Source organism: Salinifilum ghardaiensis (assembly GCF_054491345.1).
The window spans coordinates 925,417-949,824 of record NZ_CM137101.1 but is presented as its reverse complement, the minus strand read 5'-3'; the positions used below and the strand labels follow the sequence as shown (position 1 = coordinate 949,824).

Here is a 24,408-nt window from a genome sequence, read left to right as displayed (position 1 = left end):
GCGGCTAGAAGGAGAACGGGACATAGCACAGCGCTGCCAGCGCGATCGCGCCCCAGCCGAGCAGCGCGGGCCTGCGGTACCAGGCGTCGTCGCCGAGCTGGTGCTCGCCGCGGTCGCGCAGCGCCTCCGGGCGGTAGACGAGGCCGACGAGCTCGGCGGCGGGTTTCGGCCGGGTCGCCAGGGCCACCGGAACGCTGACCGCGACGTCGACGACGAAGGCGATGATCGCCGAGGTCATGTTGGCCGCCTGGTCGCTGCCCATCGGCACGAGGCCGGCCTGGTAGCTCATGTAGAAGCAGACCGGGGCGACCGTGCCGAGCAGCATGCCCCAGAACCCGGCGGCCGCGGTCATCCGCTTCCAGAACAGCGCGAGGATGAACGTGGCGAACAGCGGCACGTTGAAGAACGAGAACAGCGTCTGCAGGTAGTTCATGAGGTTGCTGAACGTCGAGGCGATGAACGCCGTTCCGATCCCCATGATCACGCCGATCACGGTGATCACGCGCCCCACCGTCACGTAGTGCCCGTCGGGCATGCGCGGCTTGATGTAGGCCTGCCAGATGTCGGTGGTGAACACCGTGTTGAAGCTGGACACGTTGGCGGCCATGCCGGCCATGAACGAGGCCATCAGACCGGTCACGGCCAGGCCCAGCACGCCGTTGGGCAGCAGGTCGCGCATGAGCAGCGGGATCGCGTCGTTGTACGTGTACGGGCTGCCGGGCTGCCCGAGTCCCGGTTCCACGATGAGCGCGATGATGCCGGGCAGCACCACGATCAGCGGGATGAGCATCTTGGGGAACGCGGCGATCAGCGGCGTGCGGCGGGCCGCGGAGAGGTTCTTCGCCGAGAGGCTGCGCTGCACCTCGGCGAAGTTCGTCGTCCAGTAGCCGAACGAGATCGCGAAGCCCAGCCCCAGGGTGATGGTCAGCCAGTTCGCGCCGAGCGGGTTGTCCTGGCCGAACCCGGTGCCGCCCCAGGCGGTGAGGAACTGGGCGCCCTGCCCCGCGGTGACCTTCTCGACGAGGCCGTCGACGCCGCCCACGCGGGCGAGGCCGAGCGCGGTCAGCGGCACGAGCGCGGCGACGATGACGAAGAACTGCACGACCTCGTTGTAGATCGCCGAGGTCAGCCCGCCGATGACGATGTAGGCGAGCACGAACAGCCCGGCCAGCACGATCGACGCGGTCAGCGGCCAGCCCAGCAGTGCCCGCAGCACGATGCCCAGGGCGAACAGGTTGACCCCGGCGATGAGCACCGAGGCGATGCTGAACAGCACGGCGCTGAGCAGGTGCGAGGCAGGACCGAAGCGGCGCAGCAGGAACTCGGGGACGCTGCGCACCTTCGAGTTGTAGTAGAACGGCATCATCACCAGGCCGAGGAACACCATGGCCGGGATGGCGCCGATGAGGTACCAGTGCACGGTGTAGGCCCCGTACTGCGCGCCGTTGGCGGCCATGCCCAGGATCTCGATCGCGCCGAGGTTCGCGGACACGAACGCCAGACCGGTCACCCACGCCGGCAGCGAGCGCCCGGACAGGAAGAAGTCGAGGCTGTTGCGGACGCTGCGCTTGGCGGCCAGCGCCACCCCCAGCACCACTGCGAAGTAGATGAGCAGGATGAGGTTGTCCATCCAGTTCATGGACAACCTCAGTTGCTCGGCGGCTAACACCATGTCGGAATGTCCCCGTTCTCGCCGCGGTTTTCGGTTCCGGCACCGCGGGGTCGCTTGCGCTTTCGGTTCGGCGGGACCGGCCGGGGCGCGTCGGGCGCCCCGGCTGCACCCGCTCAGCGTTCGTAGATCCGGAGGAATGTCACCGAGTGCGGTTCGAAGGTGTGCTCGAACGATGCACCCACTCCGTCCACTGTGAACTTATCCGGTCGGACCGGACGATCGGTTTCGGTGTTCTCGGCCTCGGGCGCGGCCTGCAGGACCGTGCCGCGGGCCACCGGATCGACCTCCGCACCGCCGAGGTCGATCCGCGTTCGGGCGGCGGAGTCCTGGGCGTTGACCACCTTGACGATCAGGTCCCCGCTGCGGGTGTCGCGCGTGACCACCTGCCGGAACGGTTCGGCCGCGGGTTCCCCGGGCGAGCGGTCGGCGGTGCTGGGCACCACGTGGTCGCCGATGTTGTTCATGAACAACCGCTGCACCTCGTAGTTCGCCGAACCCCACCAGTCGCGGTCGTTGAACCAGATCATGTCCGGTTCCCACTGCGCGGCGCCCTGCTTGGCCAGCAGGGGTGCGTAGGAGGCCATGCGGACCACGTCGCCGTTGCGTTCCAGGCCGGTCATGTACGCCGCTTCGGCCAGGGCGTTGCGGAAGGCGTTGCCCTGCGAGGCGTACTCGCCGAGGAAGACGTCGGGGCCCGAGCGGTCGTAGGAGTCGTAGCGGTCGTTGTTGCGCAGGAACCAGTCCGGCTCGTTGTAGTAGTGCTCGTCGACGACGTCCACATCGGCCTGCCGGTTGCGCTCCCACGCGCGGTCGAAGACGGGACCGCTGTCGTCCGGCCCCGAGTTGCTGATCACGGTGATCTCCGGGTGGCGCTGTTCGATCGCCTCGCGGAACTGCGCGAAGTGCTCGAAGAATCCGTCCACCTGGGTTTCCTCGTTGCCGACGGCGATGCGTTCCATCCCGAACGGTTCGGGGTGCCCCATGGCGGCGCGCTTGGCGCCCCACTCGGAGTCCACCGGGCCGTTGGCGAACTCGATGAGGTCGAGGGTGTCCTGGACGTGCCTGCGCAGCAGGGCGGGGTCGTCGGTGGCGGAGTCCTCGCCGCAGCCGTTGACGAGCGCGGGCACCACGGGGATCGGTTCGGCGCCGATGTCCTCGGCGAACTGGAAGTACTCGTAGTAACCGAGCCCGTAGGACTGGTTGTACCCCCAGAAGTTGGCGTTGGTGGCGCGCTGCTCGACCGGCCCGATGGTGTCCTTCCACTGGTACGAGCGCTTCCGCGCCTGGTCCGGCCCCTCGTGGCTGCCGGTGTTGACCAGGCATCCGCCGGGGAACCGCAGGAACGACGGGTTCAGCTGGGCGATCGCGCCCGCCAGGTCGGGGCGCAGGCCGTTGGGCCGGTCGCGGAACGTCTCCTGCGGGAACAGCGAGACCACGTCCAGGGCCACGGATCCTTCGCCGGCGGTGACGGTCAGCTGCCCGTTGCCGGTGGTCCGGCGCGCGGTGATGGTGGCTGTGTACTTGCTCCAGCCGTCCCCGCGCACCGCCAGCCGCACCGGTTCGGCCACCGCTGTCCCGTCCGGGGTGTGCACCCGCGCCGTGAGCGGCGTGTCCCCCGCACCGCCGGTGCGCGCCCAGACGGAGACGTCGTAGCGCTCGCCCCGTTCGAGCCGCATGCCGGAGTGGTAGCCGGCGTTGGTGACGCCGTACTCGCCGCCACCGGCGTTGTCGATGCGCAGGTACTGGCGGTTGCGCTCGTTGAGGCGCCCGTCGTCGTCGACCACCTCGGCCCTCCCGTCGCCGCCGCGGGACACCGCGGTCCAGCCGGTCATGGGATCGAAGTCCGCGTTGTCGGCGGGCCCGTACTCGAAGGAGCGGTTGCGGACGCGTTCGGGGTAGAGCCCGCCGTCGGCCGCGTGGTTGATGTCCTCGAAGAACACCCCGTACATGTTCTCGGAGAGCGCGGCTCCGCTTTCACCGCCGCGCACCTGGATCGCGTAGTCGGTCGTTTCCGCCGCGGTGGCGGACGGGATCGCCAACGTGGGCAGGAGGGCAGCCGCTGCGGCCGCCCCGAGCGCCCCGCGGCCGGGACGTCCGGACCGTCGGTGCACCACGAACACCTCCATGTTCGATATACCGGACATCGAACGAGATTCCGGTAAAGGAAGCTACTGAAGGCGCGGAGTGCGGTCAATCACTTCCGAGGTTGCGAATCGGTCACCGACGCATCGACCCGGCACCGGCGCCCGACCCCCGCGGCTCGGCGAGCGCGTCCACGATCTCGTCCGCCGCCGGCGGCGCGTCCCGGCGCAGAACGCCCACCAGGACGAACACCGCGAAGGAAACGAGCACCGGTGAGACGACGGTGACCGCTTCCGGCGCGCCCCAGCCGTACTTCGCCACCCCGAACGTGAGCAGCCCCGCCGCCCAGGAGGCGATCGCCGCGGTCGGCCCGATCCGGCGGAACGGGCGCAGCATGCCGAGCATGAGCGGGATCGAGATCGGCCCGATCAGCGCGCCCACCCAGGCCAGGATGATCCCGAGAACACCGCCGAGCCGCTCCGCGTTGAGCGCGATGAGCACGCTCAACGCGACGAAGGAAACTGTCAGCACGCGCCCGAGGCCGAGCTCGCGTCGCGCGTCGAGTGCGCGCACGCGCGCGGACAGCTTCGGCAGCACGTCGCGCGTGAGCACAGCGGAGATCGCGTTGGCGTCCGAGGCGACCATGGACATGGTGTGCGAGAAGAACCCGACGAGGATGAGCCCGACCAGGCCCGCGGGCAGGAACTGCAACGCCATCGCGGCGTAGGCGTCCTCCGGGTCGGCCACGTCGACCAGCAGCGGCGCGGCGAACATCGGCAGCATGAGCACCAGCGGCCACAGCAGGTACAGCGCGCTGGACAGCAGGGCGGTGCGCCGCGCCTCGGCCGTGCTGCGCGTGGCGATGTAGCGCTGCGCGAGGTTCCACATCCCGCCGTTGTACTCGAAGGTCTTGACCAGCATGTAGACCGCGACGAAGTACCCCGGGTAAGTGCTCGTGGTGAGATCGGTGTGCCCCTGCGGCAGGGCGCCCCAGAAGGTCACGTAGTCGAGCCCCCGGTCGGACAGCGCCATGCCGACCACCACGATCATCGCCACCGCGCCGGCCGCCTGGATGGTGAACTGGCCGAGTTCGGTCAGCGCGTCCGCCCAGATGCCGCCCGCGGTGCAGTACACCAGCGTCACCGCGGCCGTGCCGAGGATGCCCCAGGTCAGCGACACCCCGGCGAAGGTGTTCAGCAGCAGCGCGATCGCCGACCACTTGGCCGCCACGTCGAAGACCTTCAGCAGCGTCCCGCTCCACGCCAGCACCTGCTGGGTGGGGACGTCGAACCTGCGGGCGAGGTACTCCAGCGGCGAGGCGATCGCGTACTCACGCCGCAACCTGTTCCACTTCGGGGCGAACAGGAACGCACCGATGCCCGTGGCCACCGACAAGGGGAACAGGAACACCACGTACGACACGACGCCCTCGTCGTAGGCCACGCCCGCGTAGGCGACGAAGATGACCGCGCTGTAGCCGGACATGTGGTGCGAGATCCCGGCCAGCCACCACGGCATGCGCCCGCCAGCGGCGAAGAAGTCGCCGGCGTCGGACACCTGTCGCCGCGCCCACGTTCCGATGAGGACGATGAGGACGAGATAACCCGCTATGACGATCCAGTCGAGCGCGTGCATGCTCCACTCCTCACAGGCGGAAAGCCTCTCGCGGTTGCCGGTGGACCTGATCGCGCAGCACCGCGGCGGCCTCGTCCTCGTCGAGGACGTGCTCGGCCACCAGACCCGCCAGGTGCGCCGCGTCGACGCGGCGCGCGGTGTCGTGGCGCGCGGGGATCGAGCAGAACGCGCGGGTGTCGTCGATGAATCCGGCCGTGCGGGTGAATCCGGCGGTTTCGGTGACGGCGTCGCGGAACCGGCGCATCGCCCGCGGCGCGTCGAGGAACCACCACGGCGCCCCGAGGTAGACCGACGGGTAGAAGCCGGCCAGCGGAGCGAGCTCGCGCGAGAACACCGCCTCGTCCAACGTGCACACGACGGTGCGGAAGTTCGGGTGCGTGCCGAACCGGTCCAGCACGCTGCGCAGCGATTCGGTGTACTCGGCCCGAAGCGGGATGTCGTGGCCCGTGTCGGGACCGAAGCGGCGGCGGGTCTCGGTGTGGTGACCGCGGAAGCTGCCGGTGTGCAGCGTCATCACCATTCCGTCCTCACTGGACATCCGGGCCATCTCGCCGAGCAGCTGCCGGGACAGCGCGCGCCGCTCGGCTTCGCCGGCGGTGCCGTCCCTGGCCGCGGCGAACAGCCGCTGGGCCTGCCCCGCGTCGAGGAACTCCATCCGGGCGTCCGGTGCGCCGTGGTCGGTCGCGGTGGCCCCGTGGGCCCGGAAGCGCTCCCGCCGGTCCTCCAGGGCCCGGATGAGCGAGCGGTAGTCACCGATCTCGAAACCCGCGGCCGCGCCGAGCTCGTCGAGCGCCTCGAGCCAGCCTGGAGCGGTGGCGTCGAGGTGGCGGTCGGGGCGGAACGTCGGCACGACGCGCCCCGACCACGTCGGGTCCTCCGCCAGCGCGCGGTGGTGCCGCAGGTCGTCGGCCGGATCGTCCGTCGTCGCCAGCACCTCGATGCGGAACCGGTCGAACAGGGCGCGCGGCCGCATCTCCGGTCGGGCCAGCGCTGCGCCGATCTCGTCGAAGAGGGCGTCGGCCGTCTCCGGCGAGGGGTGCGCGCGGACGCCGAGCACGTCGTGCAGCTCGCACTCCAGCCACTGCCGCGTCGCCGTGCCGGCGAAGGCGTACCACTCGGAGCAGAACCTGCGCCACACCTGTCGGGGCGGGGCCGGTTCGGTCTCCGCGCTCCGGTCCGGCAACCCGAGCTGCGACAGCTCCGCGCCGCGGGAGTGCAGCAGCCGGGTGACGTAGTGGTCAGGCGTCACCAGCAGCGACGCGGCGTCCCCGAACGGCCGGTCCGTCGCCAGCAGCTCCGGGTCGACGTGCCCGTGCGGGCTGATGATCGGCGCGTCGCGCACGTGCTCGTACAGCCGGCGGGCGATCGCGCGCTGCGCCGTATCGCTCGGCAGGAGCCGGTCCGGGTGGGGGCGCAGCGGCTTCGCGCCGCCGCGTCGCGCGCTCGCCGCGCGCTCGGCCCCCTCCGGGGGCGTGCCGGTCGGTTCGTTCGCCGCGGTGTTCGTCGATTCGTCGTCCCGTTGGAACATGGCAGCATGCTCGTGCGCGACCCCCGCGCGGCCAATGAGTTGCCATCAGTTGCCGTGATCCGGGGCGGGACCGGTCGAGGCGCGCACGACGAGCTCGGCGGTGAAGGTCGTGCAGCGCGGTTGCGCTGCGCGCGAGGCGGCCCACGCGTGCAGCACGTCCACGGCGGCGGCGCCCATCTCCGCCGCCGGGCCGTGCAACGTGGTCAGCCCGGGCTCCACGAGATCGGCACCGAAGATGTCGTCGCAGCCGACGACGCTCATCTCCTCGGGCACGCGCACCCCCGCTGCGAGCAGGCGGCGCACCGCGCCGATGGCGATGAGGTCGTTGTAGGCGAGCACGGCCGTGACCGCGGCGCGTTCCAGCCGCGCGGCGGCCTCGTAACCCGCGCGGCGCGTGGGCGCGCACGGTCCGAGCGGGGAGGCCCGCAGTCCCAGACGCGCGGACTCCTCCCGCACGGCCCGCCACCGCTCGCTGTTCATCCAGGAGTTGCGCGGTCCGGCGAGGTAGGCGACGTCGCGGTGGCCGAGTTCGGCCAGGTGCTGCACCGCCCGGCGCATGCCGCCGGCCGTGTCCCAGACGAGCGTGGGCACGCGCGCGGACGCCCGGTTGAGCATGACCAGGGGGACGGTGCGCGCGAGCCCGTCGACGACGTCGTCGGACAACCGCGAGGTCGCGAGGATCGCCCCGCCGGAGGCGGCGAGCAGGCTCTTGGCGTTGCTCGCCTCGACGCGCGGGGATTCGTCGCTGTCCGCCAGCGCGAGGGTGTAGCCGCGTTCGAGCGCGCGCCGCTGGACCGCCTTGACCAGCGGTCCGTAGTACGGGTTGGCGATGTCGGAGACGACGAGCGTCACGGTCCGCCCGCGGGCACCCGCGTCCACCCAGGTGCGTTCGGACGGCACGTAGCCGAGCGCGTGCGCTGCGGCGCGAACGCGTTCGCGCGTGCCAGCGCTGACCCGCGCGGGCCGCGCGAAGGCGCGGGAGACCGTCGAGGCCGCCACGCCGCAGTGCCGGGCCACGTCGTAGATGGTCACCCGGTTCCGCGCCCCGGTGCCACCGCTGCCCTCCGCCGCGCGGGTCGGGCGGCCGTGGCGGGTGCGCCCCTCCTCACCGGCCACGTCGCACATGGCACCACCTCTCCGCGGTAGGGGTCGGGGGAACGACCGTCCTCGGGACCGGCGGGGCCGGCCCCGAGGACGGATGCGGGTACGCCGAGTGCGGGCGGGGCGGTTCGGCGGTGGGCTCACGCCCCGTTGCCGACGTGCACGGCGAAGGACGTCCGCTGCGTCTGACCGCGGTGTTCGACGGTCGCGGTCACCGTGGCCACCCCGGCCGAGCGGGCGCGCACACCGTTGTCGTCGACCTGCACCACGTCGGGGCGGTTGGACTCGTAGCTGATGCGCATCCCCGGAGGCAGCTGCGCGGCGGTGCCTTCGGCGTCGTAGCCGCGGCGGGTGCCGTCCGACATCGCCACCGTCGGGCGCGGGTCGATGTCGGTGCCCGGCGCGTACATCACGCGGGAGGCGTTGCTGCCCTCCGGGTCACCGGCGGCCTGCGGTGTCACCGACACCGACTCCGGCTGCGGCGCGAGCTCGCCGGTGACGTCCACGCGCTGCTGGTCGGCCACGTCCGCGCTGGAGCGGCCGAGCTGCAGCTCGTAGGCGTCGTCGACGGTGTAGCGGTTCTGCTGCTCGTCGAAGAAGGCCAGCTCGCGCACGGGCACGCGGAAGGCGACCTCGGTGCTCTCGCCCGGTTTCAGCCGCACCTTCTGGAAATCGGCCAGGCGCTTGTCCGGCCGCGGGTCGTCCCCGCCCCGCTGCTGCGAGCTCCCGCCCCGCTGCTGCGAGCTCGAGTACAGCTGCACGACGTCGGAGCCGGCGGTGTCCGAGCGGTTGGTGATCGTGGTCCGCGCGGTCACGGCCCCGTTGGCGTCGACGCTGCCGCGGTCGACGCGCAGCTCGCCGTAGTCGAAGTCGCCGTAGCTCAGGCCGTGGCCGAAGGAGTAGGAGGGCTCGCCCTGGAAGTACCGGTAGGTGCGCCCGGGATCGCCCTCGTGCGGCCGGATGTCGTAGTCGCCGAGTTCGCCCAGCTGCTCGTCGCCGCGGTACCAGGTGAACGGCAGGTGCCCGCTCGGGTTGTGCTCACCGGTGAGCACGTCGGCGAGGGCCTGGCCCTTGCGCTGCCCGTTGTAGGAGCTCCACAGGATGGCGGGCACGTCGTCGGCGAAGCGCGTCACGTCGACCGCGCCGACGGTTTCCAGGTACACCGCGGTGTTCGGGTTGCTGTGCGCGACGCCTTCGATCAGGTCGGTCTGCGGTTCGGGCAGTTGCAGCGTCCCGCGGTCCTTCTCCTCCTCGGCGTGGTCGTCGTCGGTGCCCGCGTAGACCAGGGCCGTGTCGTAGTTCGCGGCCTTGCGGATCGATTCGGCGTTGGCCTTGGTGGGATCCTGCGGATCCGTACCGGGCAGGTAGTCCACGGTGGCCTGCGGGTTGATCCGCTTGATCGCCCGCTTGACCCCTTCGAAGCCGTTGACGTTGTTGGCCCGGCCCGACGGCCCCTGCTCACTGGAGTAACCGCCCAGGTACATCTGCTCCGGGTTGGCGTAGTCGCCGACGACCGCGACGCGGAAGGGGCCGCTGCGCGGCACGTCGAGCGGCAGGACCTTCTCGCCGTCGGCCGCGGGGTCGTTCTGCAGCAGCACGAGGGATTCGCTGCCGGCGCGCCGGGCGAGGTCGAGCCGCTCGTCGGTCTGCGTGACGGCCTCGTTCGCCTCGGAGTTCTCCCAGCTGCCGCGCGGGACGCGTTCCCGCGCCCGCTGCACCCACGGGTTGTTCGCGTCGGAGTCGAACTCGCCCAGCCGGATGCGGGTGGTGAACATCCGCACGAGCGAGGCGTCCAGGAAGTGCTCGGTGTAGGCACCGTTCGAGGTTCGCGTGCCCCGCTCCGCGGCAGTGGGCAGCGTGTTGCCGTAGTGGTGCTCGTCGTGCAGGCCCTGGTTGCAGTTCAGGTCCACCCCGGCCGCGTTGGCGTAGGCGTTGCGCTCCACCGGCCCGACGGGCTCGTCACGACCCGGCGGCTGCCAGTGGTGCCCGTGCTGCATCTCGCGGGCCGAGTCGCAGTCGGTCGTGAAGAACCCGCGGAACCCGAACGTCTTGCGCGCGAGCGTGTCGACCAGGTGCGTGCTGGCCGTGGCCGGCACGCCGTTGACCCGGTTGTAGGCGGTCATGATCGACCCCGGTTGGGTGCGGTCGAGGACCTCCTCGAAGGGCTTGGCGTAGTACTGCCGCAGCGTGCTCTCGTCCATGTCGGACGATCCGGTGGTGCGGTTGTACTCGCTGTTGTTCGCGGCGAAGTGCTTGATGGTGGTGCTGGTCTTGAGGTACCCGCCGCTGTCCGGCCGCAGCTCGCCGTTGCGGTCCTTGCCCTCCATCCCGTTGACGTACTGCGCGGCCAGTTCCGCGGTGAGTTTCGGGTCCTCGCCGTAGGTCTCGTCGTTGCGACCCCACCGCGGGTCGCGGCCGAGGTTGACCGTCGGCGAGTAGAAGTTGAGGTCGAGGCGGTTGTCCCGCACCACTTCCCGGGCCTCGCTGGAGACCTGGTCGGCCACCTCGTGCACGAGCTCCGGGTCCCAGGTCGCGCCCATGGACAGGCTCGTCGGGTAGGACGTGGTGTTGACCAGGTCCGGCGGGTCGTCGCCGTCGTTGGTCTGCTCCCGCGAGACCCCGTGGATGGCCTCGTTCCACCACCCGTAGGCCTTGACGCCCAGGCGCGGGATCGCCGGGGCCTGGCTGGAGGTGAGCTGCTGGGCCTTCTCCTCGACGGTCATGCGGGAGACGAGGTCGGCCGCGCGTTCGGCCGGGGCGTAGGACGAGTCGCGGTAGACGGGTGGTTCGGCCGCCGCGGTCGAGGCGGTCGTTCCGAGGCAGGCAGCGGACAGGCTCAGCGCCGTGGCGAGCAGGAACGGTCGTTTCCGAGTCATCGCATCGACCTCCGTCAAATATGATTTTAAAGAGGAAAAAACAAAATGCCCGCTCCGTCAACCCCGCTCCATCGGCGATACTGGTCGGGGATCCTGCCGAAACGAGGAACCAGTGACTGCTTCGACCACGCCCGGTCGCGCCCCGGCCGGCCTGCGCCGCCACAACCTGCGCACGATCCTGCAGCAGCTCCACCTGCACGGGCCCACGAGCCGCGCGGACCTGTGCGAGGTCACCGGACTGACCCGCAGCGCCGTGGCCGACCTCGTCGCCGAACTCGCCGAGCGCGGCCTGGCCGCAGAAGGCGAAGCGGCGGGTCCGCAGGGCGGCCGCGGCCGCCCGCCGCGGATCGTCTCCCCGCGCGACGACAGCGCCCAGGTGCTGGCCGTGGCGATCGAGGTGGACACGATCCGCATCAGCCGCGTCGGATTCGGCGGCGCGCTGCTCGACGAGGAGCACGTGCCGCACGATCGGGACCCCGGCGCGCCCGCGCGCAGCCTCACCCAGATCACCGAGCTCATCGCCGACCGCACGCGCCGGGCCGACGATGAGCCGATCGCACTCGGCGTCGCCGTGCCCGGACTCGTGCGCAGTGCCGACGGTCAGGTCATGCACGCGCCCAACCTGGACTGGCACGACCTGAGCCTCGGCGCGGAGCTGCGCCGGTCCGCCGCGCTGCCACTGCCGATCGTCATCGGCAACGAAGCCCGGTTGGCCGCGCTGGCCGAACAGCGCCGCGGCGCGGGGCGCGACTGCGGCGAACTCGTCTACGTCTCCGCCGAAGTCGGCGTCGGCGGCGGCATCATCACCCGCGACCGGGTGTTGACCGGGCACACCGGCTACGCCGGCGAGATCGGGCACATGATCACCGACCCCGGCGGGCGGCGGTGCCGCTGCGGCGGGCGCGGGTGCTGGGAAACCGAGATCGGCGCGGACGCGCTGCTGCGCCACGCCGGCGTGCACGACCCGCAGGACCGGCACGCGGCGCTGAACGACCTGCTCGCCCGCGCCGCCACCGACACCGACGCCGTCGAGGCGCTGCGCGCGCTGTGCACGCCCACCGCCAAGGGACTGGCCAACCTGGCCAACATCCTCAACCCGGAGCGCGTCATCCTCGGCGGACTGCTCTCCCCGCTGCTGCAGCACGCCCGCGCGGACCTGGAAACCGCACTGGCCGAGTTCCGCGGCCCGGACGTGCCGCTGCAGCTGTGCCCGGCAGAATTGGGCGAGCACGGCGGCCTGCTGGGCGCGGCCGAAGCTGCCGTCAACCAGTACCTGACCCAGTTCGACTGATCACCGCGCGGATGGCCGCACCGCGCCCTAGCCCGGCAGAATGACCCCGCCGCTCGACCCGGGACGCGCCGCGGCATGCGCGCGCGGCGCACAACCGGTGTACTCGCCCGGAACGGCACGTCTCGTCGACACGACCGAAGGTGAGCTGATGGGTTCCCCCTCGAACGCGGAGCAGGCGCAGATCGGCGTGACCGGTCTCGCGGTGATGGGCCGCAACCTCGCCCGCAACTTCGCCCGCAACGGCTACGCGGTGGCCCTGCACAACCGCACCTCCGCGCGCACCCGCGCGCTGGTGGACGAATTCGGCCACGAGGGGCGGTTCGTGCCCAGCGAATCCCCCGAGGAGTGCGTGGCCGCGCTGCAGCGCCCGCGGCGGCTCGTCACCATGGTCCAGGCAGGCCCCGCCACGGACGCGGTGATCACCGAGTTCGCCTCGCACATGGACGAAGGCGACATCATCATCGACGCGGGCAACGCGCACTTCGCCGACACGATCCGCCGCGAACGGGCGCTGCGGGAGCGCGGCATCCACTTCGTCGGCACCGGGGTGTCCGGCGGTGAGGAGGGGGCGCTGCACGGCCCGAGCATCATGCCGGGCGGCTCCGCCGAGGCCTGGCAGGCGCTCGGCCCGATGCTGGAGGCGATCGCCGCGCGCGCACCCGACGGCAGCCCGTGCGTCACGCACGTCGGCCCGGACGCGGCGGGGCACTTCGCCAAGATGGTGCACAACGGCATCGAGTACGCCGACATGCAGCTCATCGCCGAGGCCTACGACCTGCTGCGCCGCGGCGCGGGGATGTCCTGCGAGCAGATCGCCGAGGTCTTCCGCGGGTGGAACCGGGGCCGGTTGGACTCGTTCCTCGTCGACATCACCGCCGAGGTGCTCGCCCACCGCGATCCCGGCACCGGGGCGCCGTTCGTGGACGTGGTGCTCGACCAGGCCGAGCAGAAGGGCACCGGCCGCTGGACGGTGCGCCAGGCCCTCGACCTCGGCGTGCCGGTGAACAGCATCGCCGAGGCCGTGTTCGCCCGTTCCCTGTCCGGGCACGCGGAGCAGCGCGATGCGGCCCGCGACCTCCCGGGCCCGCAGGCCGCGATGGACGCGGAGACGGCGCGGAACATGGCCGAGGACGTCGAAAAGGCGCTGTACGCGTCGAAGATCGTCGCCTACGCGCAGGGCTTCCACCAGATCGCGGCCGGCAGCACCGAGAACGACTGGAACATCGACCGCGGCCGCATCGCGGCGATCTGGCGCGCCGGCTGCATCATCCGCGCCCGGTTCCTCGACGACATCCGGGCCGCCTTCGACGCCCGGCCGGACCTGCCGAGCCTGCTGGCCGACCCCTCCTTCGCCGCCGCGCTGTCCGACGCGCAGCAGGCCTGGCGCCGCGTGGTGTCCACAGCGGTCACGATCGGCGTTCCCACGCCGGGATTCTCGGCCGCGCTGTCCTACTTCGACAGTCTCCGCTCGAGTGCGCTGCCGGCGGCGCTCACCCAGGCGCAGCGCGACTTCTTCGGTGCGCACACCTACCGCCGCACCGACCGCGACGGCGTCTTCCACACCCGCTGGGCCGAGCAGGGCCGCCCCGAGGAGCGCGTGGACTGAGGCGACCGCACCCGGTGCTCGGACGTCACAGCGGGACCGGCCCGTCGGGCACCGGCACGCCGAAGTCCGGCGTTCCGTCCGCGTGGTAGCGCAGCTGCTGCACCCGGGTGTGCCGGTTCGGGTCGTACAGCGGGTCGCCGTCGATGTGCTCGTACGGCCGCGCGTGGTAGACGAGGACGTCGGTGGTGCCGTCCTCGCTGACGGTGAACGAGTTGTGCCCGGGGCCGTACTGGCTGTTCTCCGGGCTGCTGCGCAGCACCGGTTCCGGGTCCTTGCGCCACGCCCCCGGATCGAGCAGGTCCGCCCCGCCATCGGCGGTCAGCAGCCCGACGCAGTAGTTCGCGTCGGTGGCGCTGGCCGAGTACGACAGGAACACCCGACCGTTCCGGGACAGCGCCGCGGGCCCCTCGTTCACGCTGAAACCGCGCCGCTCCCAGTCGTGCTCGGGCGCGGAGATGCGCACCGGATCCGTGGCCAGCGCCACCGGGGAGGCCATCTCGGCGAGGAAGAGGTCGCTCTTGGTGCCGGCGTCCGGATCGGTCTGCGCCCAGCACAGGTACCGCTTCCCGCGGTGCTCGAACGTGGTGGCGTCGAGGGCGAACGTGTCCAGCGGCGTGGTGATGCGCCCGAGCACCCGCCACCGGTCGGCCCGCGGGTCGGCCGCCGCGCACTCCAGCACGTACATCCGCATGCGGAACGGGTCCGCGGAATCCCCGGCGGCGACGTAGACGTACCAGCGGCCGTCGACGAAGTGCAGCTCGGGGGCCCAGATGTTGCCCGCCATCGCCCCTTCCGCCGGACGGCGCCACACCACGACCTCCCGGGCCTCGGCCAGGCCGGCCAGCGTCGGCGCGGCGCGCACGACGACCCGGTCGTACTCCGGCACGGACGCGGTGAAGTAGTACATCCCGTCGTCGTGCCGCACGACGAACGGGTCGGCGCGCTGGTGGATGAGCGGGTTGGTGGCACCCCGCCGGCCGCGCGCGTGCGCCACCGGAAGCCCACCCAGGGCCAACCCGGCGCCCACCGCGGTACCGGCGCCGAGCCACTGCCGGCGGGTCCAGAGCGGTCCTCGCGACATGACACCTCCGTGTGCGAAATATCGGCCTTAGTTCGGCATTACGTCCAGTGTGTCGCGGAGCGCGCGCGGCGCACATCCGCTGAACGCGGGAACCGCCCTGCGGCGATCAGCTGGCCAACACCTCCTCCTCGGCCGTGCGCAGCACGTCGTCCACCGCCACGCGGGTCTGCTCCACGGCCGAGGCGATGGCCGCGTGCACCATGGCCAAGCTGCGCAGGTTGTCGTGGCACTCGCCCATCGGCGGCCGTCCGGTGCGCAGCGCGCGCACGAACAACGCCAACGAGCCCGCGATCCCGTCGCCCGGGTACTCCTCACCCGCACCGATGTCGGCGAGCTGCTCACCGAACTCGGCCAGCTCCGCCCGCGGCAGGCCGTCACCGTCCCACCGCGCCGCGCCGTGCTCGGCGCTGACCCGCCACCGGCTGTTCCACGACGTCTCCAACCCGGGGCTGCACCACGATCCCGTGTAGACGAACCGCGCGCCCGAGGACATCTCGAAGACCGCCGTGGTCGCGGCGTCCCCGCGGTACCAGCTCCACGACGGGTTGTACTCCTCGCAGTAGACCGCCACCGCGTCGGCGTCCAGCAGGAACCGCGCCGCGTCGCTCGGGGTGTCCACCGTGGTCGGCTTCACGGGTTCGTCGATCTGGCACACCGTGGCGATGTTCCCGCCGGTGCCGCCGGAGATGGTCGAACGCGGCTACGCCGACTTCGCCGCCCGCTGGAACCCGATCCTCGACGTCTTCGACGAGGTCGGCGTGCGGTTCGCCCACGAGGTGCACCCCAGCGAGATCGCCTACGACTACTGGACGACCCGGCGCGCCCTCGAGGCCGTGGGGCACCGCGAGGCCTTCCGGCTGAACTTCGACCCCAGCCACTTCGTCTGGCAGGACCTCGACCCGCTGATGTTCCTGTGGGACTTCCGGGACCGGATCCAGCACGTGGACTGCAAGGAGGCGGTCAAGCAGCTCAACGGGCGCAACGGGCGGCTGGGCTCGCACCTGCCGTGGGCCGATCCGCGGCGCGGGTGGGACTTCGTCTCCACCGGCCACGGTGATGTGCCGTGGGAGGGCATCTTCCGGATGCTCAACTCCATCGGCTACGACGGACCCGTCTCGGTCGAGTGGGAGGACGCCGGCATGGACCGCATGCTCGGCGCGCCGGAAGCGTTGCAGCTGGTCCGCAGGCTCGCGGCGATCGACCCGCCGGCCGCCGCGTTCGACGCCGCGTTCTCGTCGTCCGACTAGCCGGCGGACCAGCGAGGGTGGATCAAGCGCGGGTGGCTCCCGCCGGTCGCGCGTGCGCGGCGGGAGCAGGACATCACCGGCGGCAGCGGGGCGCAGGTGGCGGGCGAACCGGTCGTTCACACCGGCACCGCGCGCCTGGGCGCGCGGGTGGTTCCGGGCATGTTCGCGCAAACGCACGAACACCCGGAGTTCCGCGGGACGGAGCTGTTGGAGCTGCTCATCGGCGGTGGTCCGCACCGGTCCGGGATGGCGCGAGAGGAAGCCCATCGGGTGCTGGCCCGCTACGACCTCGTGCAGGCGGCGCGGCGACCGTTCGACGCGCTCTCCGGCGGTCAGCAGGCTCGCCTGCAGATCCTGCTGCTCGAGTTGGAAGGGGCCAACCTGCTGCTGCTCGACGAACCCACCGACAACCTCGACCTGCTCTCGGCCGAGGCGCTGCAGGCGGATCTCGAGCAGTTCGCGGGCACGGTGCTCGCCGTGACGCACGACCGCTGGTTCGCCCGGTCGTTCGACCGGTTCCTCGTATTCCACGGCAACGGACGGGTGCGCGAGAGCCCCCAGCCCGTCTGGCGCGATCCGACCGGCTGAACCGGGGCGGGTCACGATCCGGACGCGGTGCGCGGCGACGGGGTTTCCGCCCGAAAGGCGCAATGCCATGCTGCGTGCCCGCCAGGAGAAGTTGATGGTTCAACGAGGACGCTGGAGGCACGCATGGCCGTCGGCTTTCTGGAGCGCAGCCGGATCGTGGCGCCCCTGGACTGGAACCGATGGCTCATCCCGCCCGCCGCGCTGTCGGTGCACCTGGCGATCGGCCAGGTCTACGCGTGGAGCGTGTTCAAACCTCCGCTGGAAGGATCGCTCGGGCTGAGCGGTACGCAGAGCGCGCTGCCGTTCCAGCTCGCCATCGTCATGCTCGGGCTGTCGGCCGCCTTCGGCGGGACCGTGGTGGAGCGCAGGGGCCCGCGCTGGGCGATGTTCGTGTCCCTGGTGTGCTTCTCCAGCGGCTTCCTCGTCTCCGCCCTCGGCGCGCTGACCGGGCAGTACTGGCTCGTGGTGCTCGGCTACGGCGCGATCGGCGGCATCGGGCTCGGCATCGGCTACATCTCCCCGGTGTCCACGCTGATGAAGTGGTTCCCGGACCGGCCGGGCATGGCCACCGGCATCGCCATCATGGGCTTCGGCGGCGGCGCGCTGATCGCCTCCCCGTGGTCCAACCAGATGCTGTCGTCCTTCGGCGAGTCCGCGGGCGGGATCGCCGCGAGCTTCGCGGTGCACGGCGTGGTCTACGCGGTGTTCATGGGACTCGGCGTGCTGCTCGTCCGCCTGCCCGCGGAGGGCTGGCGGCCCCGCGGGTGGCACCCGGAGAACTCCGCCGGCGGGGTGCTCGGGAACGCCAGCGTCGCGGCGAACACCGCCCTGCGCACACCGCAGTTCTGGCTCGTGTGGGTGGTGCTGTGCTTCAACGTCACCGCGGGCATCGGCATCCTGGAGAAGGCCTCGCCGATGATCACGGACTTCTTCGCGAACACCTCGGCGCCGGTCTCGGCGGCGGCCGCCTCCGGGTTCGTCGCGATGCTGTCGCTGACGAACATGCTCGGCCGGTTCGCCTGGTCGTCCGCCTCCGACGTCGTGGGCCGCAAGAACATCTACCGCCTCTACCTCGGCGGTGGTGCGCTGCTCTACCTGGCGATCGTGCTCAGCGGGGACAGCTCGAAGGCCGTGTTCGTCCTCGCCGCGCTGGTGATCCTGTCCTTCTACGGAGCGGGTTTCTCCACGGTCCCCGCGTACCTGAAGGACCTGTTCGGCACCTACCAGGTCGGCGCGATCCACGGCCGCCTGCTCACCGCGTGGTCGGCGGCCGGGGTGCTCGGGCCGCTGATCGTCAACGCGGTGGCCGACAGCCAGGCAGCGGCCGGCAAGTCCGGTCCGGCGCTGTACGGCACGTCGCTGTCCATCATGATCGGCCTGCTCGTGGTGGGCTTCCTCGCCAACGAGCTGATCCGCCCGGTCCACCCGAAGCACCACCTGCCCGGCGACGAGCGCGCGGAGACCGCGCAGGAGGCCCGCCATGGCTGAGCAGCCCCCGACGAAACCCCGCCCCGCCCTGCTGGCGCTCACCTGGCTGTGGGTCGGCCTGCCCTTCGCCTACGGTTTCGCCGAACTCGTGCGCCAGATCGCGCAGCTGTTCACCGGGTGAGGCCGAGGGCGACCGCGTGGCCGCGCACGACGGTGCCGCGGTGACCACTTCTCGGGAAAAGCCCCCGCGGCCGGGGTGCGGCGCGCTCAGCGGTCGTCGGTGCCCGGCTCACCGCCGAAGTCGCCGTCGAGGTCGCCGCTGCGGGTCCCGCCGACTTCGCCGTCGCGGGGGCGCCGCCACACCGGGACCACGGCGTCGCGGACCTCGGCGAGCAGTTCCCGCATCGCGTTCTCGGCGTCGTCGGAGCGCGCGTCGGCGACCGCCTCCGCCACCTGCTCGTGCAGCGCCAGCGCCTGCGACACCGGTTGGTGCGGCATCAGCCCGAGCTGCGTGCGCCCCCGCAGCACCACGGCGACCACGTCGGCCAGCGCCTCGAACATCTCGTTGCCGCTGGCCCGCAACAGCGCGGTGTGGAACTCGACGTCGACCTCGAGGAACTCGTCGAGCTCGCCGGCTTCGCCCCGGGCGCGCATCGCCGCCGACAGCTCCACCACCCGCGACCGCACCTCGCCGGAGGCGTTGCGCGCGGCGGAGGCCGCGGCCAGCGGCTCCACCGCGATGCGCAGCTCGGTCAGCGAACGCAGCTGGGCGTCGCGCCCCTCGCCCGCGAGCCGCCACCAGATCACGCGCGGGTCGAACACGTTCCAGGACTCCCGGGGCTGCACGGTGATCCCGACCCGCCGCCGCGACGTGACCAGCCCCATCGACTGCAGGATCCGCATGCTCTCCCGCGCCACCGTGCGCGAGACCCCGAAGCGCTCCTCGAGCACGTCGAGCGTCAGCACGTGCCCGGTGGGCAACTGGCCGCCGGTGATCTCCCGGCCGATCGTGTCCAGCACGTCGCTGTGCAGCGCCCCGGGCTTCGCCTCCCCCGCGCCGTTGCCGGCCCCGGCGCTCCGCGGTCCGGCGCTGCTCGCCGATCCGGCCCGCTGCCCGCTCTCCCCGCGTCCGGACCTCGTCACGCTGCTCCCCCGCTCGACGCCTGCTGGTGTCACCTACGCAGATTACCCAGTCCCGCGTGTCTTCCCCGTCACACACTTTGGTGATACCTTTCACCGCCAAAGGTAATACTTTTAACGGCGCGGGTGCTCGGCACGACGAGCGGGGCAGCGCGGAGGAGGCGGTATGACATCCACGTGCCTGGTGGTGATGGGCGTTTCGGGGTCGGGGAAGAGCACCGTCGCCCAGCTGCTCGCCCACCGCCTCGGATGGCCCCTGGCCGAGGCCGACGAGTTCCACCCCGAGGCCAACATCGACAAGATGGCGGCGGGCCTCCCGCTCACCGACGAGGACCGGATGCCGTGGCTGCGGAGCCTCCGCGACTGGATCGCGCGGCACTCGGCCGAGGCGGTGAGCACGATCGTGACCTGCTCCGCGCTGAAGCGGAGCTACCGCGACGTCCTGCGGCGATCCCGGGCCGACGTCCGGTTCGTGCACCTCGCCGGCTCCGCCGAAACCGTCGGGCGGCGACTCGCGGACCGCTCCGGGCACTTCATGCCCTCCTCGCTGCTGCGCTCGCAGTTCGGCGATCTCGAACCGCTGCACCCGGACGAGGAGGGGGTGACCGTCGACACCGCCCGCACCCCGGAGGACGTCGTGCGCCGGACCCTCGCGGCGACCGAGCTCGACCTCCGCCCCGCCGCGCGCTGAGCGGCGCACCGGAACCCCCGCCGCCCCGGAAACCCGCCAGCACGGAACACAGCAACGGAGCTCGTGAATGAACATCGATGGCTGGACCCAGACCATGGGGCCGGGACCGCTGCTCGGCATCGCCGCGGCCGCGGTCGCCGTGCTCCTGGTCCTGATCATCAAGCTGCGCGTGCACGCCTTCCTCGCGCTCGTCGCGGTCAGCCTCGGCACCGCGTTCGCCGCCGGGATCCCGGCCGGGCAGATCATCGACACCCTCACCGAGAGCTTCGGGTCCACCCTGGCCAGCGTGGCGCTGCTGGTCGGCCTCGGCGCGATGTTCGGCCGGCTGCTCGAAGTCAGCGGAGGTGCGCAGTCGCTGACCGACGCGCTGCTGAGCAGGTTCGGCGAGCGGCGCGCTCCCCTGGCGCTGGGGATCGCATCGCTGATCTTCGGGTTCCCGATCTTCTTCGACGCGGGCCTGGTCGTGATGCTGCCGATCGTGTTCGCGGTGGCACGCCGGCTCGGCGGCGGCGTGCTGCGCTACGCCCTGCCCACCGCGGGCGCGTTCTCCGTGATGCACGTCTTCGTCCCCCCGCACCCCGGACCGGTCGCCGCCAGCGGCCTGCTGGGCGCCGACGTCGGACTGGTCCTCGCCCTCGCCCTCGTGGTCGTGCTGCCCACCTGGTACGTGACCAGCTACCTCTACGGCGTCTGGGCGGGCAGGCGCATCGTGCTGCCGGTTCCGGAACTGCTCAGCGGCGGCAGCCCGGTGCAGCGCGACGAGACCCCTCCCCCGGCGCGGACCGTGGTCTCGCTGCTGCTGCTCCCGCTGCTGCTGATCTTCGCCAACACGGGGCTGAACACCGCCGGCGAAGCGGGCTGGCTCAACTCCGACGCCGGTTGGTTCCAGGTCGCCCGCGCCCTGGGCGACACCTCGGTCGCGCTGCTGATCACCGTCTTCGTCGCGACCTACGTGCTGGGCACCCGCCGGGGACGCAGCCAGGAGATCGTCGAGAAGCTGCTGGACTCCGCGCTCGGACCGGTCTGCGCGATCATCCTGATCACCGGGGCCGGCGGCATGTTCGGCGGTGTGCTGCAGGCCAGCGGCATCGGCGACGCGCTCTCGGACGTCATGTCGAACATCGGCATGCCGGTGATCGTCGCCGCCTACGCGATCGCCGCCGTGCTCCGGATCGCGCAGGGCTCGGCCACCGTGGCGCTGACAACGGCCGCGGGTCTGGTCCAGCCGGTGGTGCTCGCGCACGAGTTCAGCTCGGTGCAGCAGGCCGCGCTGGTGCTGGCGCTGGCGGCCGGGTCGGTCACCGCGGGCCACGTCAACGACTCCGGATTCTGGCTGGTGGGCCGCTTCTTCGAGATGGACGTGAAGACGACGCTGAAGACCTGGACCGTCATGCAGACCACCATCGGTCTGCTGGGCTTCGGCCTCTCCTCCCTGCTGTTCGTCCTCGCCTGACGGGAACCGGACCCGAGCCGTCCCAGCCAGTTCCACGCCGCGAGAACGTCCGCTCGCTGCGCCGCACCGCTCGCGAGCGGTGCGGCGCACCGGAGGGACCGCTCCCCCGACCACGGTTGATGCCACCCGTCGACGTCAAAACGGGCCGCCGGAGCACTCCGGCGGCCCGTTTTCGCTGGTGGAGGTTGTGGGAGCTTACTCGAACACAAAGGCCCAGGTCAGCGTCCTGGAAACACTGCGGACGAAGCTGCCTAACCTGGCTACACCGCCCCAACCGTCACCGAAGCGGGCAAAGCCCGGCCGCACCCGGCGCCTCCCCGACGACCGAGTGCAGCAACTGATCGAGGGCTACCAGTCCGGCGCCACAGTCTACGAGCTGGGCGACCAGTTCGGCATCGAGCGCCGCACCGTGTCCACGATCCTGCACCGCCACGGTGTCCCGATGCGCCGCCGCGGCCTGTCCGCCGAGCAGATCGACGACGCCGTCCGGCTCTACAACCAGAGGTGGTCGCTGGCCCGGATCGCCGCACGCATGGATGTCGCCGCGGGCACCGTGCGCTAGCGCCTGCACGAGCGCGGCGTCCCGACCCGCGATAAGGGTCACCCCCGGGCAGGTGACACCTGATGTCCACGCGGTGGCGGCGCCTGGAGGCGGGCCAGCAAGCGTTGCTGGTGGTGGCCTACCTGCGCAAAGGCGAGACCTACACCGACCTCGCGATCGGCTTCGACATTGGCGTGACCACGGTCCTCCGCGACATCCACGAAGCCCTGCAGGTCCTGGCCGCCCGCTCCCGGCTGGACCAGGCGATCGCGATCGCGGTTCGGAAGGCGTTTGTCCTCCTTGACGGCACCCTGTTGCAGATCGACCGGGTCGGCCTGGCTACGGGCCGGGATCGCCTCTTACAAGAGCCACGGAATGAATGTCCAGTTCATCGCGGACCCGGCCGGACGCCTGATCTAAACCTCGCCCGCGCTACCGAGTCCTCGGTACGACATGGGCGAGGCACGTGAACACGCCGCATCGACGCCCTGGGCCGCCAGGATCCGGTCGTGGCCAACAGCGCCTACCGCGGCGCCGGAGTGAACGTCGAAGTCCCTCAACGCCGCCGAGCACGCAACGACGATCTCGACGAGCGTCCTCGCCTGTCGGCGAATCAGAAGGCCGTCAAAGCCCCGCACGCACGGCTACGCGGACCCGGCGAGCGCCAACGCCAAGCTCACAAGCCGGAGAATCCTGCACCGGATCCGAGCATCCCCGCAGCACGCGACCCAGCTCATCAACGCAGTCCGCAGCGCCATCCACGCAGGCGACCCGGACGCAAAAAGAACAACTGTACGTATCCGGTTGCAGCCCTCGCCGCAACCGTTAGTAACTCTAACGGACTAATTATTTCATCGAATTATTACCCTGTGTAACAATCACTCTGGAGATCGGGTGAAGTATTAACCGATCTGGTTTACTAACCTCCGGTTGCCTTATAACCTGAGCTTACTCATCTGATCGGTATGTCAACTGGGGAGCTCGATACTGGGGGATTCCTTAGAGCTCCTAACGCATTGGTTGTGGGAGTCGGCGCCAGCAGATGAGGCTGGTGGCCAGGGTGAGGAAGCCGTTGTGGATGTCGGTGCGGCGCTCCCAGCGGGTGGCCAGGCGTCGGAACTGGTGCAGTAGTGCGAGGGTTTGTTCGATCACCCAGCGCACGGGTTGGTTGTTGTCCCGGGTACCACGGCGGCTGATCAGCGGTCGGATTCCCCGCTGTCGCAACAGAATCCGGTGATGATCATAGTCGTAGCCACGGTCAGCGACCAGAACGTCGGGCTTGCGTCGCGGTCGGCCAGGTCGGCCGCGCACGGGCGGGATGGCTTCGACCAGTGGGAGGAGTTGGGTGATGTCGTTGCGGTTGCCGCCGGTGAGGATGGCCGCGAGCGGCAGCCCGCGGCCCTCGGTGATGAGGTGGTGCTTGGAGCCGGTCTTGCCGCGGTCTACCGGGCTGGGGCCGGTCGCTGACCCCCTTTTTTCGCCTGCACATGGGACGAATCCACGATCGCTCGTGACCAGTCGATCTGACCGGCTGCGTGTAGCTCGGCGAGCAGCACTTCGTGGAGTTCAGCGAAGACGCCCGCCTCGTGCCAGTCCCGTAACCGGCGCCAGCAGGTCATCCCCGAACCGAACCCCAGCTCCTGGGGAAGGTCTTCCCACCCAATGCCCGTGATGAGCACGAACAAGATGCCTTGGAGCACCTGCCGGTCCGGCAACGGCTTCGGACCGGTCTTACCGGCCGGGCGTACCGGCAGCAACGGCTCGATGCGCTCCCACAACGCGTCCGAGACGATCCATGGCGCAGTCACACCAAGATCATCTCACATCAAGATCATCAATGTGTTAGGGCCTCTTAATCCTCTTCTTTGATGATGCGCACGGGACATCCGTGGTCGGGACACATGGAGAGGGCCCCGTTCTCGACAGAATGGATTCCATTAACGACCGCACTGTGGTGGTCACGTCGTTAAACAAAGGATTCGGCGCGTCCGGCGGAGCAATCTTGTTCGGGCCGCGGGGCAAGACGAAAATGCGACACCACCTGCTTCGGAGCGGCGGCCCCTTCATGTGGTCGCAGCGTTTGAACACCGCAGCTCTCGGTGCCATCGAAGCCTCCATCGACATCCACCGATCACCTGAATTGCCCATTTTGCAGGAGCGTCTGGTCAAGAACGTGCAGGAGTTCGATGCCTCCGGATTGGTCGAGGGCTCGGATAACACCTGGCCCGTCAGGTTTATCCCGCTCGGTGACGAGAAGAGGACCATCGACGCCTCGAAAAAGTTGCTAGAACGGGGATTCTACGTCGAACCGGACTTCTTTCCCGTGGTTGCGCGAGGTCATGGGGGTCTGCGAGTGCGAATCAGGGCGAACATGGAAACGGAGGACATCGTACGATTCACCGAAGTGGTGCGTGAGGTATTGGAGGATCCGGCTCTGTAGTGCCGGAG

At 70.7% G+C, this 24,408-nt stretch carries 19 protein-coding genes and 2 pseudogenes; 11 read left to right on the top strand and 10 right to left on the bottom strand.

What is annotated here, in order from left to right:
• Positions 1–4: 4 nt before the first annotated feature.
• From ACVGV0_RS04260 to ACVGV0_RS04235, 6 genes are all read right to left on the bottom strand, one after another.
• On the bottom strand, positions 5–1,639 hold the full coding sequence (locus ACVGV0_RS04260; protein WP_459158541.1) for a sodium:solute symporter family protein: 1,635 nt from the start codon (positions 1,637–1,639) through the stop codon (positions 5–7).
• Positions 1,640–1,785: 146 nt separating this feature from the next.
• Positions 1,786–3,816 (bottom strand): alpha-L-arabinofuranosidase C-terminal domain-containing protein, encoded by a 2,031-nt coding sequence (locus ACVGV0_RS04255; RefSeq protein ID WP_459158540.1) that lies wholly within the window; start codon positions 3,814–3,816, stop codon positions 1,786–1,788.
• Positions 3,817–3,889: 73 nt separating this feature from the next.
• Positions 3,890–5,389: a sodium:solute symporter family protein gene (locus ACVGV0_RS04250; RefSeq protein WP_459158539.1), complete on the bottom strand. Its 1,500-nt coding sequence runs from the start codon at positions 5,387–5,389 to the stop codon at positions 3,890–3,892.
• Positions 5,390–5,399: 10 nt separating this feature from the next.
• Positions 5,400–6,917 (bottom strand): glucuronate isomerase, encoded by a 1,518-nt coding sequence (uxaC, locus tag ACVGV0_RS04245; RefSeq protein ID WP_459158538.1) that lies wholly within the window; start codon positions 6,915–6,917, stop codon positions 5,400–5,402.
• A 45-nt stretch (positions 6,918–6,962) separates the two neighbouring features.
• A complete protein-coding gene (locus ACVGV0_RS04240; protein ID WP_459158537.1) occupies positions 6,963–8,042 on the bottom strand; it encodes a LacI family DNA-binding transcriptional regulator in 1,080 nt (359 codons plus the stop codon).
• A 116-nt stretch (positions 8,043–8,158) separates the two neighbouring features.
• A complete protein-coding gene (locus ACVGV0_RS04235; protein ID WP_459158536.1) occupies positions 8,159–10,894 on the bottom strand; it encodes a glycoside hydrolase family 3 C-terminal domain-containing protein in 2,736 nt (911 codons plus the stop codon).
• A 112-nt stretch (positions 10,895–11,006) separates the two neighbouring features.
• Here ACVGV0_RS04235 and ACVGV0_RS04230 point away from each other — a divergent pair, with 112 nt between their 5' ends.
• The gene (locus ACVGV0_RS04230) at positions 11,007–12,185 is read left to right on the top strand and encodes an ROK family protein (protein ID WP_459158535.1); all 1,179 of its coding nucleotides are present in this window, start codon (positions 11,007–11,009) and stop codon (positions 12,183–12,185) included.
• A 148-nt stretch (positions 12,186–12,333) separates the two neighbouring features.
• Positions 12,334–13,791 (top strand): NADP-dependent phosphogluconate dehydrogenase, encoded by a 1,458-nt coding sequence (gene gndA, locus ACVGV0_RS04225; protein WP_459158534.1) that lies wholly within the window; start codon positions 12,334–12,336, stop codon positions 13,789–13,791.
• A 25-nt stretch (positions 13,792–13,816) separates the two neighbouring features.
• Here gndA and ACVGV0_RS04220 read toward each other — a convergent pair whose 3' ends face one another.
• Both ACVGV0_RS04220 and ACVGV0_RS04215 read right to left on the bottom strand, forming a co-directional pair.
• Positions 13,817–14,872: a glycoside hydrolase family 43 protein gene (locus ACVGV0_RS04220; protein WP_459158533.1), complete on the bottom strand. Its 1,056-nt coding sequence runs from the start codon at positions 14,870–14,872 to the stop codon at positions 13,817–13,819.
• A gap of 106 nt (positions 14,873–14,978) precedes the next feature.
• Positions 14,979–15,506 (bottom strand): Gfo/Idh/MocA family oxidoreductase, encoded by a 528-nt coding sequence (locus ACVGV0_RS04215; protein ID WP_459158532.1) that lies wholly within the window; start codon positions 15,504–15,506, stop codon positions 14,979–14,981.
• Here ACVGV0_RS04215 and ACVGV0_RS04210 point away from each other — a divergent pair.
• The 4 genes and pseudogenes from ACVGV0_RS04210 to ACVGV0_RS04195 form a co-directional block, all read left to right on the top strand.
• A pseudogene (locus ACVGV0_RS04210) lies at positions 15,469–16,119 on the top strand (sugar phosphate isomerase/epimerase family protein); the annotation flags it as partial. The gene ACVGV0_RS04215 and the pseudogene ACVGV0_RS04210 overlap by 38 nt on opposite strands.
• 96 nt (positions 16,120–16,215) lie before the next feature.
• Positions 16,216–16,707, top strand: a pseudogene (locus ACVGV0_RS04205) (ATP-binding cassette domain-containing protein); the annotation flags it as partial.
• Between the two features lie 123 nt (positions 16,708–16,830).
• Positions 16,831–18,195, top strand: a complete 1,365-nt coding sequence (locus ACVGV0_RS04200; RefSeq protein WP_459158531.1) for an OFA family MFS transporter — start codon at positions 16,831–16,833, stop codon at positions 18,193–18,195.
• Positions 18,188–18,316, top strand: a complete 129-nt coding sequence (locus ACVGV0_RS04195) for an MFS transporter small subunit (protein ID WP_459158530.1) — start codon at positions 18,188–18,190, stop codon at positions 18,314–18,316. The genes ACVGV0_RS04200 and ACVGV0_RS04195 overlap by 8 nt, the downstream gene beginning before the upstream one ends.
• Positions 18,317–18,402: 86 nt before the next feature.
• Here ACVGV0_RS04195 and ACVGV0_RS04190 read toward each other — a convergent pair whose 3' ends face one another.
• The gene (locus ACVGV0_RS04190) at positions 18,403–19,167 is read right to left on the bottom strand and encodes a FadR/GntR family transcriptional regulator (RefSeq protein WP_459159922.1); all 765 of its coding nucleotides are present in this window, start codon (positions 19,165–19,167) and stop codon (positions 18,403–18,405) included.
• Positions 19,168–19,441: 274 nt separating this feature from the next.
• Here ACVGV0_RS04190 and ACVGV0_RS04185 point away from each other — a divergent pair, with 274 nt between their 5' ends.
• From ACVGV0_RS04185 to ACVGV0_RS04170, 4 genes are all read left to right on the top strand, one after another.
• Positions 19,442–19,966 carry a gluconokinase gene (locus ACVGV0_RS04185; RefSeq protein WP_459158529.1) on the top strand — a complete coding sequence of 175 codons (525 nt, stop codon included), beginning with the start codon at positions 19,442–19,444 and terminating at the stop codon, positions 19,964–19,966.
• A gap of 67 nt (positions 19,967–20,033) precedes the next feature.
• Positions 20,034–21,419: a GntP family permease gene (locus ACVGV0_RS04180; RefSeq protein WP_459158528.1), complete on the top strand. Its 1,386-nt coding sequence runs from the start codon at positions 20,034–20,036 to the stop codon at positions 21,417–21,419.
• 226 nt (positions 21,420–21,645) lie between these two features.
• Positions 21,646–21,981 carry a helix-turn-helix domain containing protein gene (locus ACVGV0_RS04175; RefSeq protein ID WP_459159921.1) on the top strand — a complete coding sequence of 112 codons (336 nt, stop codon included), beginning with the start codon at positions 21,646–21,648 and terminating at the stop codon, positions 21,979–21,981.
• A 62-nt stretch (positions 21,982–22,043) separates the two neighbouring features.
• Positions 22,044–22,430, top strand: coding sequence for a helix-turn-helix domain-containing protein (locus ACVGV0_RS04170; protein WP_459158527.1), 387 nt, complete (start codon positions 22,044–22,046; stop codon positions 22,428–22,430).
• A gap of 538 nt (positions 22,431–22,968) precedes the next feature.
• On the opposite strand, the gene ACVGV0_RS04165 is transcribed toward ACVGV0_RS04170, so the two are convergent.
• A protein-coding gene (locus ACVGV0_RS04165; protein ID WP_459156287.1) for an IS5 family transposase occupies positions 22,969–23,768 on the bottom strand; the annotation gives its coding sequence in 2 pieces (ribosomal slippage) (positions 22,969–23,423 and positions 23,423–23,768; 801 coding nt in all).
• 47 nt (positions 23,769–23,815) lie between these two features.
• Between ACVGV0_RS04165 and ACVGV0_RS04160 the strand changes: the two genes are divergently transcribed.
• Positions 23,816–24,400 (top strand): aminotransferase class I/II-fold pyridoxal phosphate-dependent enzyme, encoded by a 585-nt coding sequence (locus tag ACVGV0_RS04160; protein ID WP_459159920.1) that lies wholly within the window; start codon positions 23,816–23,818, stop codon positions 24,398–24,400.
• The last annotated feature ends 8 nt before the right edge of the window (positions 24,401–24,408 follow it).

Coding starts and splice junctions, on each gene's coding strand:
- ACVGV0_RS04260 (WP_459158541.1), bottom strand. CDS start 1,639: ATGAACTGGATGGACAACCTCATCCTGCTCATCTACTTCGCAGTGGTG.
- ACVGV0_RS04255 (WP_459158540.1), bottom strand. CDS start 3,816: ATGTCCGGTATATCGAACATGGAGGTGTTCGTGGTGCACCGACGGTCC.
- ACVGV0_RS04250 (WP_459158539.1), bottom strand. CDS start 5,389: ATGCACGCGCTCGACTGGATCGTCATAGCGGGTTATCTCGTCCTCATC.
- uxaC (WP_459158538.1), bottom strand. CDS start 6,917: ATGTTCCAACGGGACGACGAATCGACGAACACCGCGGCGAACGAACCG.
- ACVGV0_RS04240 (WP_459158537.1), bottom strand. CDS start 8,042: ATGTGCGACGTGGCCGGTGAGGAGGGGCGCACCCGCCACGGCCGCCCG.
- ACVGV0_RS04235 (WP_459158536.1), bottom strand. CDS start 10,894: ATGACTCGGAAACGACCGTTCCTGCTCGCCACGGCGCTGAGCCTGTCC.
- gndA (WP_459158534.1), top strand. CDS start 12,334: ATGGGTTCCCCCTCGAACGCGGAGCAGGCGCAGATCGGCGTGACCGGT.
- ACVGV0_RS04220 (WP_459158533.1), bottom strand. CDS start 14,872: ATGTCGCGAGGACCGCTCTGGACCCGCCGGCAGTGGCTCGGCGCCGGT.
- ACVGV0_RS04200 (WP_459158531.1), top strand. CDS start 16,831: ATGGCCGTCGGCTTTCTGGAGCGCAGCCGGATCGTGGCGCCCCTGGAC.
- ACVGV0_RS04195 (WP_459158530.1), top strand. CDS start 18,188: ATGGCTGAGCAGCCCCCGACGAAACCCCGCCCCGCCCTGCTGGCGCTC.
- ACVGV0_RS04185 (WP_459158529.1), top strand. CDS start 19,442: ATGACATCCACGTGCCTGGTGGTGATGGGCGTTTCGGGGTCGGGGAAG.
- ACVGV0_RS04180 (WP_459158528.1), top strand. CDS start 20,034: ATGAACATCGATGGCTGGACCCAGACCATGGGGCCGGGACCGCTGCTC.
- ACVGV0_RS04170 (WP_459158527.1), top strand. CDS start 22,044: ATGTCCACGCGGTGGCGGCGCCTGGAGGCGGGCCAGCAAGCGTTGCTG.